10 protein-coding genes and 1 pseudogene are annotated in these 14,158 nt (G+C 47.9%); 5 read left to right on the forward strand and 6 right to left on the reverse strand.

Features of this window, described 5'->3' with window-relative positions; all coding sequences use genetic code 11:
- Positions 1 to 57 precede the first annotated feature (57 nt).
- Positions 58 to 1,476, reverse strand: coding sequence for a group II intron reverse transcriptase/maturase (gene ltrA, locus ACL02P_RS13875; protein WP_085170208.1), 1,419 nt, complete (start codon positions 1,474 to 1,476; stop codon positions 58 to 60).
- A gap of 548 nt (positions 1,477 to 2,024) precedes the next feature.
- On the opposite strand from ltrA, the gene ACL02P_RS13880 reads away from it, so the two are divergent.
- The 3 genes and pseudogenes from ACL02P_RS13880 to ACL02P_RS13890 all read left to right on the forward strand — a co-directional run bounded on the left by ACL02P_RS13880 (position 2,025) and on the right by ACL02P_RS13890 (position 5,499).
- Positions 2,025 to 3,488, forward strand: a complete 1,464-nt coding sequence (locus tag ACL02P_RS13880) for an IS1182 family transposase (protein ID WP_412837334.1) — start codon at positions 2,025 to 2,027, stop codon at positions 3,486 to 3,488.
- A gap of 88 nt (positions 3,489 to 3,576) precedes the next feature.
- The gene (locus tag ACL02P_RS13885) at positions 3,577 to 3,945 is read left to right on the forward strand and encodes a DNA-3-methyladenine glycosylase I (RefSeq protein WP_412837501.1); all 369 of its coding nucleotides are present in this window, start codon (positions 3,577 to 3,579) and stop codon (positions 3,943 to 3,945) included.
- A gap of 209 nt (positions 3,946 to 4,154) precedes the next feature.
- A pseudogene (locus ACL02P_RS13890) lies at positions 4,155 to 5,499 on the forward strand (ISLre2-like element ISTco1 family transposase).
- Between the two features lie 806 nt (positions 5,500 to 6,305).
- On the opposite strand, the gene ACL02P_RS13895 reads toward ACL02P_RS13890, so the two are convergent.
- Positions 6,306 to 7,508, reverse strand: coding sequence for an IS256 family transposase (locus ACL02P_RS13895; protein ID WP_412837292.1), 1,203 nt, complete (start codon positions 7,506 to 7,508; stop codon positions 6,306 to 6,308).
- An 84-nt stretch (positions 7,509 to 7,592) separates the two neighbouring features.
- Complete coding sequence (locus tag ACL02P_RS13900) at positions 7,593 to 8,084, reverse strand: hypothetical protein (RefSeq protein ID WP_412837502.1); 492 nt, start codon at positions 8,082 to 8,084, stop codon at positions 7,593 to 7,595.
- Between the two features lie 93 nt (positions 8,085 to 8,177).
- Between ACL02P_RS13900 and ACL02P_RS13905 the strand changes: the two genes are divergently transcribed.
- Positions 8,178 to 8,615, forward strand: a complete 438-nt coding sequence (locus ACL02P_RS13905; RefSeq protein ID WP_036646317.1) for a hypothetical protein — start codon at positions 8,178 to 8,180, stop codon at positions 8,613 to 8,615.
- A 232-nt stretch (positions 8,616 to 8,847) separates the two neighbouring features.
- On the forward strand, positions 8,848 to 10,206 hold the full coding sequence (locus ACL02P_RS13910; RefSeq protein WP_103110947.1) for a transposase: 1,359 nt from the start codon (positions 8,848 to 8,850) through the stop codon (positions 10,204 to 10,206).
- 727 nt (positions 10,207 to 10,933) lie between these two features.
- Here the strand turns inward: ACL02P_RS13910 and ACL02P_RS13915 are convergent.
- The 3 genes from ACL02P_RS13915 to hflX form a co-directional block, all read right to left on the reverse strand.
- Positions 10,934 to 12,181 carry a transposase gene (locus ACL02P_RS13915; RefSeq protein ID WP_412837503.1) on the reverse strand — a complete coding sequence of 416 codons (1,248 nt, stop codon included), beginning with the start codon at positions 12,179 to 12,181 and terminating at the stop codon, positions 10,934 to 10,936.
- 108 nt (positions 12,182 to 12,289) lie between these two features.
- Positions 12,290 to 12,760, reverse strand: a complete 471-nt coding sequence (locus tag ACL02P_RS13920) for a GNAT family N-acetyltransferase (protein WP_009226496.1) — start codon at positions 12,758 to 12,760, stop codon at positions 12,290 to 12,292.
- A gap of 95 nt (positions 12,761 to 12,855) precedes the next feature.
- A complete protein-coding gene (hflX, locus tag ACL02P_RS13925; RefSeq protein ID WP_412838249.1) occupies positions 12,856 to 14,136 on the reverse strand; it encodes a GTPase HflX in 1,281 nt (426 codons plus the stop codon).
- Positions 14,137 to 14,158 lie beyond the last annotated feature (22 nt).

Raw genomic sequence — 14,158 nt, forward strand, 5'->3', positions numbered from 1 at the left:
ATTGGGCAGCCGACCTCCCACACCACCGTACGTACCGTTCGGTATACGGCGGTTCCATTAGGAATGCGCAGTAACTTGTCGATAATAATCAGAAAAGAAAAGGAATCCGAGGTTCTTCAGCCTATTGTTACCGAGGGACTTCGAGAGGATTGGGCTATTGGAGATTCTCCAATAGCCCTTTCTTGTGTTTGCGTATTCCCACGCCTTCTGTTCATGAATTCCGAGCGATATAAGCCTTTCGAGTTTCGTCCTCACTCGTTTCCATTGCTTCCAGAAGACCATTCGGATACGCCTTCTCATCCATTTATCAGTGGTTTGGAGTAGTTGTTTCATGTCAGCAAGCTTGAAATAATTTACCCATCCCATGATGTAACGCCTAAGCTTCAGCGCCCGGTCGGTGTTGCCCATTCCGTTGCTTCTCGACGTTAGCTCTTTCACTTTAGCTTTCATCTTGGATACGGATTTGGGATGGATTCTGACCCGCGTTTCCCCTTTGCTCTGGTAGAATGAGAAGCCAAGAAATTTAACTTTTGTCGCATCGTCCACAATCGTTTTCTCCCGGTTTACCTTGAGAAACAACTTCTTCTCGATGTAAGGGAGAATTTTCGTCAGGGTACGCTCCGCACTCCTCCTGCTCCGGCAGAATATGAGCATATCGTCTGCGTATCGCACGAATCGATGTCCTCTTGCTTCCAGTTCCTTGTCCAATTCATTCAGCATGATGTTGCTGAGAATCGGACTTAGGTTCCCTCCCTGCGGTACGCCGATTTCCGTGTCCTCAAACTTATGCTTCACGACGACTCCCGCCCGGAGATACTTATGGATGAGCGAGATCACTCGTCCGTCTTTGATCGTTCTTGAAAGCACTTCGATGAGCTTGCTTTGGTTGACGGTGTCAAAGTATTTCTCCAAGTCCATATCCACCACGTAACGATATCCCTCTTGCACGTATTGTTGGCTTCGTTTCATCGCGTGGTGTGCGCTCCGTTTGGGTCGGAATCCGTAGCTGTTGTCTGAAAACTGCCTCTCATAAATTGGCGTAAGCACTTGGGTGATTGCCTGCTGGATGACTCGGTCAACCACTGTTGGAATGCCAAGGTTTCTCTTCTTTCCGTTCTCTTTGGGAATCTCTACCCTTCGAACGGGATTCGGGCGGTACTTGCCGCCCAAGATCAGTTGCTTGATGGTCTCGCCGTTGTCTCTGAGATATTGTAGAAGTTCTTCTACTCCCATCCCGTCGATTCCGTGCGATCCCTTGTTCGCTTTGACTCTCTTGAATGCTTCGTTCAAGTTGTCCCTGCTAACGATTTTCTCAAGCAACCGGTCCTTCGACTCGGTTGCGTTGGTGTCGTCGGTTTCGGTTATCCTCGCAGGACTGTGCACTCCCGCATATCCTTCGTGTTCCGCACTATTCTTTTGCAGAGAGTCTTCCGTTGGAAGTTGGCTGCCCTTGGCTCCTGTTTCGGTAACTTTCATTGACTTCACCTCCTAAGGTTCAGCCCTTCCCTCGAACCGTCGACTGTTCGCGGGTACTATGGCGTCTGCTGACTTCTCATGATAAATCTTGTTTCAACCGTGATTCGAAGTGCATCTCCTCACGTCCATGAGACCTCCCACGGTAAGACGATTCACTTTCCTTCCATATACCCACATCATTTACATTGGTACGTCCGTGTAGTTAATTGGACTTCGTCTTGTTTAGCAGACTCATCCCGTATCCTATGCCTGATGATGTTCGTGTTCCTTGGGCCGGAAGTTTGCCTCCAGCTTCCTTTGGATTCCACCTCGCGGTGGACACCCTTGCTCTTGGCTAGTGGTTGGTAACTACAAACCCCCACAGTGGACTTTCACCACCTAGTTAATCGCCATGCGTGGCACACTAAAAAAAGCCGTCCCTTAGGAGATCCCTGCAAAAGTCAACCTAAAATCTGTAAAAAACAAGCCCAGTTCCACATAGGTACTGGGTTTGTTATATATAAAAGAAAATGAGAGAGATGAGACCCTTGCTACAGTCTGCCAAACAAATGACGGTATCTTTCCATACCGAACTATACAAACTCATTCCGGAAGACCATCAGCTGCGTAAAATTCATGAAGTCATCGACTTCTCTTTCATTCATGAACTCGTTTGTTCATCTTACTGTGAATATTATCGGAGACCGGCTAATGAGCCTGAGCTCCTGTTTCGTTTGCTGTTTTTGCAGATTCTCTACAATCCGTCCGACGAACGGATGATCCAAGAAGCACAGGTCAACCTTGCTTACAAGTGGTTTCTGGGGCTTAACCCGGAAGATCCACTTCCGGATCCCTCTCAACTATCTCGCTTTCGTAATCATCGTTTAGGCGCTGGAGCCGTAGATGAGGTACTCAAAGCCGTTGTTCGTCAGTGCATCGAGAAGGGATTAGTGAAATCAAAGACAATCATCATGGACTCCACCCATACGCTGGCAGCTTCACAAAAACAAAAGCCTCTTGAGGTGCTACGAGATGCGGCAAAGCGCCTATTCCGTGTCGTAGTCAAAAAGCATCCGAAGCTCGAAAAGAAACTCCCACGGCTACCGGAGCTGAAGAAAGATCAGGAGGATGCGGAGAAGGTCATGCTGCACTACTTGGCGGAACTTGGACAGACTGTCGAGACCCTGTTACCCGATCACGAGGGTTCCATCTCGGAGAAGATCCGGATCGCCAAAGCGATCGTGGAAGATGAGCGGTTGCTTGCCCAAAAAGGCATTTTGTCGGCGATTGACCCCGACGCGCGTTTCGGTTGGAAGAGCAGTACGAAGTCCTTTTTTGGCTATAAAGAACACATTGCCATGACCGAAGAGGAGATGATCACTGCCGTAATCGTTACCGGAGGAAGCTCGGATGACGGAAAGCAATTCAAAGAACTCTTGAACCAATCCCTGGCAACAGGAATTGAAGTCGATGAAATCATTGCCGATACCGCGTATTCAGGTAAAGATAACTTAGCCGAGATGAAATCCAAAGGGATCCGGCCTGTTGTCCCACTAAATCCAGTTGTACATAACGGGGGCCTGAGGCAAGAGGGCTTTGAATACAATAAGGATGCGGATTTCGTGATTTGCCCGGCAGGTGAGCACAGTACTCGTAAAGCTGTACAAGGAAGCAAGAAAAGTGGCGAAAGCCGTTCACTTGTCTTTTACTTCGATACGGAGAAGTGCAAGACTTGCCCGCTTAGAGAAGGTTGCTTGAAACCGGGAGCGAAAAGCAAAACCTACTCCATTCGGATCGTGGCAGAGCACTTCAAGGAACAAATCGAATTTGAGAACAGTAATACGTTTAAAGAACGCATTCGCCGCCGACCGATCATTGAACATAAGAATGCCGAACTGAAAAGATTTCATGGGATGACCAAGGCCAAATACCGTGGTCTATTTCGCATGCGAATACAAGCCATACTTACCGCTTTTGTGGTAAACGTGAAGCGAATGGTGAAGCTGAAAGAACAAATGCAGCCCGCCTCTTAAGGGAGAACGGACTGCATTTATTTGTTTTATGCCACATTTTAGTCGGTTGCCACAGCGTCTTATGCCCTCAACCAAAAATGAGGGTGTTTTGCAGGGATCTCCCTTAGCGGGACGACTCCATTTTCCGAATCTTCCTTACTGTACATTTGCTCATGCTCCAGATGCACCAGCACTTTGCCAAATCGGCCGCCTTCTTCTGGAAATACGAGCCCGACCGGAGTCAGACCGGAGTCAACTTGCGGAGCCGCAGACAGCATCCACTTCGACGCTATCGATCGCGCTGTCGAAAGAGGACAAAAAGCAAGGCTGGAAATTCGTCGGCCCGACGACGATGTACGCTTTCATGCAAGCGATGGGGTTGTTCAACGATCATGTTGAAGACTGCGTCATTAGGGCAGAGGTTGAGCTCGCGCGCCAACAGTTCCAGCATCCCCGGGCAGTAACCGGCAAACGTTAAGCGGCAGCTGACGCCCTTACCTTTTGTTGGCGATCGACTAAGGGATTACGAACGAAGTCTGCTTTAGAAAGCAAAATAGATCGGGGGAATTAGTCGATAGTGTAAAATCTCTGTGGGTGTAGGAATTGGAAAAAGCGGATATAGAAAAAGAGCTTCTCCCTTGGTAAAGTGATGTTTGCGCACAACACACCAAGAAGGAGGAAGCTCCTGTGAGCCACTTTACCACAACAATGCCGACGATGAAAGAGATTGAGCAATGGATTTTCCGGAAAATGCAGGAGGAATTCGCTCGTGCGATGAAGCAGGTGCTGGAGGCGCTGGATCAGCAGATCCTGGAGCAACGGGACCGAGAGCGTTATCGAGTAAAGGAGAGCGTGAAACAAGCGTCAACACAGTGTTCGGGAATGTGCGCTTTAAGCGGAGATTGTACTGTGACCGTAGAAGCGGCAAACACGTGTATCTGCTGGATCAGCTGTTGCAATTCGAAGGGCGCGGGAAAGTCAGTCCGCATTTGGAAGAGACAGCAATCGCATTCGCAAGCCAAGGACCGTCGTACCGGGACAGCGCAAAGCGGCTGGAGCAGCTTTTGGGCTACAATGTGCTGAGCCACCAAGCGATCAGGGAAAAACTGATGGAGCGTGCGCAACAGCCGATGCCAGCGGTGAAACGGCGCGCTGCCCGTGTGCTGTTCGTGGAAGTGGATGGGCTATACACGAAGCTGCAGCGGAGCAAAAAGCGCGGGATGGAGAACGCAATTGCAGTCGTACACGAAGGCTGGGAGAAGAACGGCAAGCGGGTACAGCTGAAGAACAAACAGCATTACCTGCATACGAGCGGCGGCGACTTCTGGGAAGGGTTCGGGGACTTTCTGGTGGAGCGTTACGAAATCGACGAGAACACGTGGCTTGTGGTGAACGGAGACGGCGCGGCGTGGATCGGGGAATGTACATCCTACTTTCACCAATGTCTGTACATGCTGGACCGCTTTCATGTGGCGCGTGATTTGAAACGCTTTGTCGGTCATTTGCCGCAGGTGTGGGAGACCGTGAGAGGTCTTTGGCCAAACAGGATGCAGCCGCGCTTATGGCGGTCCTGGAAGGCGTGTCGGAGCAAGAGATAGCGGAAGAGAACCGGAAGGATTGGAAGCCGTATAAAAGATTTCTAAAGCGGCATGAGAAGCATTTGGACGACTACCGAAAAACACTCCAGGCGAAGGGGATCGACACAAGCGGCATGCGCCCGATGGGAAGCGCGGAATCGCAGATGCGTATATTCGCCAAGCGGACGAAGCGTGGCGGGTACAGTTGGAGTGAGCGAGGCGTCAGGGCGATGCTGAGGACGATGATGAGGATTCAAGAAGCGGGCACGGTGGTAAGAACGGTTGAAGGACAAGCGAGTAAGCAGGCAACGCCGCAGCAGTCGATAAACATGCGGCAATTGCTCAAGAACGTGACGCAACCGGTCAAGGGTTGTATCGCTGGAATGATTCGCATGCTGCAAGGACCGAAGCAAAGCAGCACAACGGGTATGGCACTCAAAGCACTTCGCGGATAACGGCAAAAAATTCTGACAAATCACTTGTGTTTGATGAAAGAACGAAGCAAAGCGCTTACAAGGAAGAGGTTCCTTCGGGGTTCGCGTTCCAGGCATCTTAAATGACTGCCCACGCTAGCTTGACACTGACGAATTAGTCCTGAGAATTGATCAGATCTATTTATTAATTTATAATCGAGCGAATTACATTTGTATAGTGATGACCCTTCAATGTAGACTAAAGCTCCCTTATGCATGGGTTGGTCTAGGGACTTAGAATTTGAGTGTAATGTCAAAAATAAGCTTGCATCAGAAGTCGCTCCTAAGTTTAAAACTGAATAAAGTCCAGCGTTGATCCTCGACTTTGATAAGAAAAAACGCCCATCACATATCGATGGGCGTCAACGTCGTTAAGTATTATAAATCTATTAGCTAACTAACCTACTACCTAAAGCCTTCCCCCAAAAAAACAAGTATGATTCCTCAATAAGATAAAAATCCAACTATTAGGTTACCGGAAAATTGAATACGAAATTCCAACTCGAATGTGTACCGCGTTGTAATGTTGCCGTAATATTGATACCACAAGTATAAGCGAGACCATATTTCAGAACTGCATCCCAACCCCAATTTCTTACAAGTATCGTATCAGAATCAAATGCATTTAAGGTGTCTTGTTGATTAGTTACAGCCTTGCCTCCATTTGTATAACCAGCACCACCATTTTGTGAAACTAAAATTCGTTTATTAGACACTGTTACAGAGCTGTCGAGTAGGTAGCGTCCCGTCAAGTGGTGTAAAATTGATTTCTACTCTGTGACCCATATTTATTTCTGCAAGAGCATAGCAGATGTTAAGAGATTTTGCTCCCCCTGAACCACTTTGGCCATGGACTCTTTACTAAAATAACGGCGCGATACTGTCCATTCATCCTGCTGTTCCATCAGGATGGCACCAATAAGACGAATGGCAGACTCTCGATTCGGAAAGATCCCAACAACATCGGAACGCCGGCGGATTTCTCGGTTCAAGCGCTCCAATGGATTCGTGGAATGGATTTGCCGCCAATGTTCCTTGGGGAAAGCCATGTAAGCCAGGACATCACTTTCAGCCTGCTCAAGGATCTCCATAGCCTTCGGGAACTTCCCGTGAAGCTGGTTCACGACTTGCCGTAATTGCAGGATTGCATCTTCTTGGGTCGGCTGTGCAAAAATGGTCCGAATAATCGAAGAAACCATCGATTGTGAAGACTTCGGCACCTGGCTCAACACATTGCGCATAAAGTGAACACGGCAACGCTGCCAAACCGCGCCTGTCAGAACTTGCTCGATTGCGCCGCGTAATCCTTCATGTGCATCACTAATCACCAGTTGAACGCCATGCAGCCCTCTTGAAACCAATTTGCGAAGAAATTCAACCCAGAACGGGCCGTCTTCGCTCATCCCAAGGTCAAAACCAAGGATCTCTCGTTCTCCGGTTTCCCGAACCCCAATGGCTACAACCAGTGCCATACTTCGTACACGGCCGCCTTCACGCACCTTCGGGAATGTCGCGTCCAACCAAACATAAGGGAACTGCCCTTCGAGCGGACGCTCCTTGAAGGCCAGTACGACTTCATCCAGCTCTTTGCAGATCCGGGAGACTTCACTTTTGCTAATGCCCTTCATGCCGAGCGATTCTACGAGTTCGTCTACTTTCCGTGTGCTGACGCCATGAACGTATGCCTCCTGAACCACGGAAAGCAGCGCTTTCTCTGCACGCTTTCGAGGCTCAAGCAGCGAAGGAAAATAAGTGCCTTTGCGTAGTTTTGGGATTCTTAGATCGAGTGTTCCTACGCGTGTATCCCATTCACGGTGTCGATAGCCATTTCGATGGTTGGTTCTGTCTGTGTTGCGTTCATAACGCTCTGCACCGATTTGTGCCGCTACCTCCACCTCCATCAGTGCATGAACCAGAACGTTCAAAGCCTCTTTAAGAAAATCTACATCACCATCAATTCCGGACTTGCGCAACAGCTCTAAAAGTGACATTCTATCTATAGAAGTCACGGTGTGATCCTCCTTCTAAAGGTGATTGGCTTCACTTTAGTAGAAATCATACCGTGGCTTCCTTTGTCAAGAAGCCCGGGCTAATTTTACACCACTACTTGAGACTATAACGTCGAGTAGATCAAATCTATAATCAATTTTATCCATTCCAACATAAGTAAAGCCATCTTTCGAATAAGAAGTATAATAAATAGTTGCATAGACCTTAAGTGATATAATGTCGTCAGTCTTATTACCAGATTGCGTGTGGGTTGTTGCACTTATTACAGCTTCAGCTTTATATTGTGTGGCAGTTTCGTTGGTTTGGATTCGCATAAAGTCATCTAGCTTTTGTACTTTAATCTCTCCTACTTCAAGTTCGTAAACTTCTCCTGTTTCCAAGTTCTCTAGTTGTCCATTTGCATCAAGGATATTCTTTACCATAAATTCCTCATTATCATGATGGGACTGAACAAATTGATAATTTTCATTATTACCAATTTGTTCAGCATTTGCAATCGAACCATAAGAAGTAACTAATAAGACGGAACTAAGAAAAAGAATCATTTTTTTTCTCAAAAACATGTAAACTTTAGGTTATAATTACAATTTTATTATATACCAATATTGAAAATATTGGTAGTGTTAAATTACAAAATTTGGGAGGTAACTATGAAAATCAAATTTGGTCTTGTTTTATTAATTTTTATTTTTGTATTCGTTGGGTGTAATAGTAATCCTAAGCAGGAAACTGACAATAAAATAAGCAAGGAGATCATTTCTTTACAAGGACAAAGTGACCATTGGACGGCTAATTATACTATAAGAGAGACTGAAAAAAGTTCCGAAGCATCGAAATATTTGCTCCAATGTACTATTGAACCACGCAACTCTAAAGAATTGATTTTTGATGTCGCTTATAATATAGCTAGTCCCAGTAACGTTTCTCAACTAAGTGGAACTATAACTTCTGAGACTGATAGTTACCTCAGTGATAAGGTCATTTCTCCTTCAATAGACACCAACTTCTTGCCAAGGAAAGGGGAGGATATCATCATTACAATTAAATGGAATAAGAAGTTTGAAGAGAAGATTGTTCTCACACCTTAAAAATTTTCGAGAAAACAAGTTGCTAAGGAGCCTGATAAGATGTTGGAGAAACTCGATTATAAAATCGAGCTATTTAATAACTCAACTTTCGCACCTTGAAAATTAGTGTTAAGCCTTGATATGACTAGGATTTCTTATTGAAAAATCTCGTTCTTGACAGAAAAACACCTTTCCGTTTGGTAAAATGGAAGTGGATAGTCTTCCCATCCCAAACAGAAAGGTGCGTAACTCTATGGTACAACACAACTTCCTGTCTGAAAAGGGCCAAGAACGAATCTCGACTTTATTTTCCGCTTTGCAAATCGGACAACTGTTGCGCAAAGCCGGCATTTCCAAGTCGTTCGGATTGTCCAGTCTTGCCATCTTTCAGCTGATCTTTACGCTCGTGTTTGAAGGGCGCAATTGGTTTCGTCTTCTGCATAGCGACCGCCGCCAGTCGTTGCCTGGCAAAGATGTAGTCTATCGATTCTTAAACCATCCACGCTTTGCCTGGCGACGATTTTTGCATGCCTTGAGTCTGAAGGTCGTTCAGCATTTTGATTCCTTAACCTCTTCGTCCCGCGTTCGGACGTTCATCATTGATGATTCGGTTCTTCGCAGGGATCGCAGCAAGAAAGCCGAGTTGCTTGCCCGCATCTTCGATCATACGACGGGGAGATATGCTCGCGGCTACAACATGCTCACGCTCGGATGGTCGGATGGCTTCAGCTTTGCGCCCATCGATTTTGTCATGCTCAGCTCGGCCAAGCTGACGAATCGCTTTTGCGAGATGAAGGAACGTCTGTCCAAGCGTACCCAAGGCTACAAACGCCGCATCGAGGCGCTTTCACGCAAACCGGATGCCGTGGCGGCTCTGCTTGATCGAGCGATTCAGGCTGGATTTAGCGCTGACTTTGTCCTGATGGACAGTTGGTTTACCCAAGCGCCTCTGTTGCGTGAACTGATGGCGAAAGGTCTGCATGTCATTGGGATGGTCAAGGCGATGAAACAACGATACCGGTTCGACGGAAAAAGCCTGACGCTCCATGAACTGTATGCCCTTTTGCCAAAGCAGAAAAACAAAGAAATCCTTGGCTCGGTCATCGTTCAAACCGCCTGCGGTTTGCCGATCAAATTGGTCTTTGTACAAAACCGCCATCGGCGGCGGGATTGGCTGGTTCTGCTTAGCACCGATTTGACGTTGGAAGAGGCTGAGATCGTTCGCATCTACGGCATGCGTTGGAGCATTGAGACGTTCTTCAAATTTGCCAAATCGTACCTGAAGCTGGGAACGGAGTTTCAAGGTCGTTCGTTTGATATGCTCATCAGCCACACCACGATCGTGTTTACCCGTTATCTCGTAATGGAATGGGAACGCCGTCACAACAACGACGCGCGGTCGTTGGGCGGTCTGTTTTTCCTGTTTTCCGACGAAGTTCGAGACCTGGATCTCAAAACGGCTTTGCAGCATCTGATCGCATTTTTCATGGCGTTCACGGAAGCAAAATCCAAACGGGATCAGTCTGCCGTTGTATGTCAACTCCAGCAATGGATTGCGAGTTTGCCCAATTATATCAAGGCTTTGTTCGGAAAATTAAGCTGCGAAAGTTGAGTTAATAACTTATAAGACTCTAAGAAGTTGCAATAGCACGTGTATTTTCAGTCTCTTGCTCACTTCGACAGAAAAACTTGCCGATAATTGGGGTAAGGTTCTCCGTATCAACTATAGAGCGAAATCGAAGGCACCCGATTGGGTGCCTCAGCTGGTTGAAACGGGTATTGGGAATGGTGAACTTACACTAGTGAAGGACATAACGCTCGGCTCACTAACGGAATCGACTTGTCCCTTTCTAGCATGTGCTTTTGCTTGTGTGGAGGTTAATGACATTTCAAACACTTCAAAGATTGTTTTTGGGATTCTCATTTCTTTAGACGAAAAACAATTGCATTATTCATCGGCCTAATTGTTCAATAAGCCCGAATCACAGAAACGGCTGGCGTCATTTTTATCGATTTTGCAATCCATTAGGATCACTGAATAAGAAAAACGCCTGGCGGCGTCCTTTTAAGTTCGTTCAACTGAGTTCATACGTGTAAAATGGCCGGGTGTGGGAGAAAAACTTATACCCGGCTATTTTCTTACATCGCTAATCCTGTACTCGTAACCATGAATTCCCTCGTAATATTCCGGGTACATGCCTCCTCCACATTCTTCGCAGCTGAATTGCGGAGGTACGGTTGGATCTCCATCATCCATCGCATCGAAATTCCGAACGACATTCAGCGGAATCTCTTCTGTTGTATGACATTGAAGACAAATGTAGGTTACTTTCGCTTTGCTATGCAGCACGCTTTGCGGCTTTTTCTTTTTCTTCGCTACCTTTCGTTTCTTTGACACCGGCGACATCCCGAATCATCCTCTCCAGACATGCCTTTGAGGTGGAGCACACCGCGTACTTCACCTTCAACTTCCCATCCTCAAGGCAGGCTTCTCCCTTGTATTCGTAATAACTTTCGCATTTTGGGCAACATGGCGGCTTCCCCGTCTGCTCCTTGATCCGTTCACTCCACGTTCTGCGTTTTAATATCCGCTTTGCCTTGACAATCCATCTTCTCGCGGCTTTTTGCCACTCACTGACTAACTTCTTGCACAGGCTCTTGATCCGCCGCGAATAAACCCCGTAGTAACGGATCGTTTTGAAGTTTTCATCCGGAATATGCCGCACAAGTCTACCCATAAATTCTTCTACCGAAATCGTCTCGGTCTTCTCTTCCCCGTCATTCTTATCCCGGTAACGAAATGTCACCTTTTCTCCGTCATACGCTTCGATCCGGCTAACCGCTATCGCTGGTCTTCTTATGTATCGCCCGATATACCCGAGTTGCTGCTTGACGTTCCCTTTCTGTTTCGGAGCATGCACATAAAAGCCTTCTCCGTTCTCGCAGTAAGCTTTTTGCAAACGGGACTGCACTTGCTTTTTCTCTTGTTCACTTAACTTTCGTCGAATCAGCTTCAAAACAACCGTCTGCCATTGCTTACGCAGCATCTCGAACGGAATAAAATCGTATGTTTTCCACTCGCCGGTCTTCTTCATTCCTCCCATCGTTACAAGCATATGTACATGAGGATTGAAGTTAAGCCGTGCCCCAAACGTATGCAACCCGGCTACGATTCCGGGAGTTACCTTATGTTTCTTCTCAAAATGTTCTTTGACTAAGCGTACCGCTTCATCCATAAATTCTTTGAGTAATTTTGCCCGATGGAGCAGAAAGATTTCCCGTAATCCTTCGTCGATCGTGAAGACGACATGGCGGTGGTTGACTTGGAATACATCTTGTTCCAGGAGACGTGCCCATTCCTTTGTTTCTCCGCATGAACAGGTCGTACAGAATCTTCCTTTACAACGATACGGAACGAGCCGTAGGTCATGACATCCTTCACATACCATCAGCTTAAAACCGTTTCTGGGATCCCCGCATCGACGGAACTTCTCTACTTCTTTCCGCACATTGGCACGCAGCTTGCCACCATGTTTTGCCACAAACCGATCCCAGTGCCCTCGCTCATCAAAGAAGATTCGTTTCAAGATGTTCGTCTCCATATCCTAACCTTACCAAAAACAGAAATCAGGCGGAAGACCTGCTCCCACCCCAAAATTTTATAAATTCTATAATGTTCAAAAAGGGATGCTGCCCTATCGCAGCATCCCTTTGTATATTCCGGGCTCCGAGCCCTCAATCACGATCGCGCCGGTCGCCTTGGCGTAAAAATCTTTCGGGCCCGCGCCGCCGATTACCGCATATCCGTAACCGTCCATCCGCATCAGGTCGAGCGTATGCAGCAGCAGCTGTTTGCCGATCCCCCGGCCCCGCTCCTTCTCATCAACGCCGGTGGGTCCGAAGAACCCTTTCATCGTGGCATCATAGCAGGCGAATCCTAGCAGCTTTCCGTTTTCAATGGCGATAATACAGGAAACCGGCGAACGGGCAAGAGCTACTTCACATTCGCTTACCCAGTGCTCATTGAAATGCTCGCCTACCCATTTCGCGACAACATGCTTCTCCGGGCCGATGGCACGGCGAATGGTGATCCCGGTCCGGGCTTCGTACTGCTGGGCCGATTCGAAGGGGGGAAGATCGTATAATTTTACTAACATATCGGACATGCTTATCGCTCTCCTTTGTTAGAAAGACGTGTTTTGAGGGCTATTATACGTCTTCCCTTCCCATCCGACAACCGATACGCGAAAATATTTTCCTGTCACTCCGCACCTTCGAGCACATACTCCTTATATCTTTCGTAATCGCTTTGCTTACACTCCAGAACGAGCTTTGTTCCCTCTTCCTCATAACTCGTCTCGAGCACGTTGGCCTGCTCATTCAAGTAAGAAACGAGGGACCCTTTATCGTACGGAATCAACATCGTGCACTTCACGTAGTCCTTGAAAATCCGCCGGCGGATTTCATTCACCAGCTCGGCAATACCGATGCGCGGCTTAGCGGCCAGGTAAATGATATCTCCCTGCACACTTGGGAATGCTTGATCCGTCCGATCGGACTTGTTGTAGGCATAGATCATCGGGATGTCGGTGATGCCAATTTCCTTCAACGTTTGGTGCGTGATCTCGATCATCCGCGCGAATTCCGGGTTGGAATAATCAACGACATGGATCAAAAGATCCGCCTCAGCAACCTCCTCCAATGTGGATCGAAACGCCTTGACCAGGTGATGCGGCAGCCGGCTCACGAAGCCCACCGTATCCGTCAGCAAAAACGACTTGTTATCCTCCAGCGGGATATTGCGGACGGACGTCTCCAGCGTGGCGAACAGCATATCCTTCTCCAGCACCTGCTTCTCCATTCCGGGGGTATATGTTTCGAGCAGCGCGTTCATGATCGTCGACTTCCCGGCATTGGTATAGCCAACGAGCGATACGACAGGCACATCGTTCTTCTTGCGCTGTTTGCGTTGGGTTTGGCGATGGGCCACCAGCGTCTCCAGCTCACGGCTGAGCGCGGTGATCTTCTCCTCAATCCGCCGGCGATCAAGCTCCAGTCTCGTCTCCCCCGCACCGCGGTTCTTCGTGCCGACCCCGCCGCTTTGGCGCCCCAGCGATTCCCGCAGCCCGATGAGCCGCGGCAGCATATACTTCAGCCGGGCCACCTCAACTTGGAGCTGGGCCTCGCGGGTTTTCGCCCGTTCCGCAAAAATATCCAGAATCAGCAGCGTCCGGTCAATCACTTTACACTCCAGATCGGACTCCAGATTTCGCAGCTGCGACGGGGATAACTCATCATTAAAAATCACGAGATTGCCGTCGTGCGCCTCCAAGAGCGCCCGCACCTCGGCAATTTTGCCTGTACCGATATAATGCGACGGAGTGACCTTAGGCAGGTTTTGCGTAAGCACGCCCACGACTTCAATGTCGCAGGCCTCCGCCAAATTCGCTAGTTCTTCCATCGAATAGTCGAAATCCGACTGATGATTTAAATTCACGCCAACCAAGATGGCTTTTTGCTCTAACTGTTGTTGTTCCGTCATGGTCATAACCGAGTTCCTCCTT

Source organism: Paenibacillus sp. MB22_1, assembly GCF_047200555.1.
Classification (GTDB): domain Bacteria; phylum Bacillota; class Bacilli; order Paenibacillales; family Paenibacillaceae; genus Fontibacillus; species Fontibacillus phoenicis.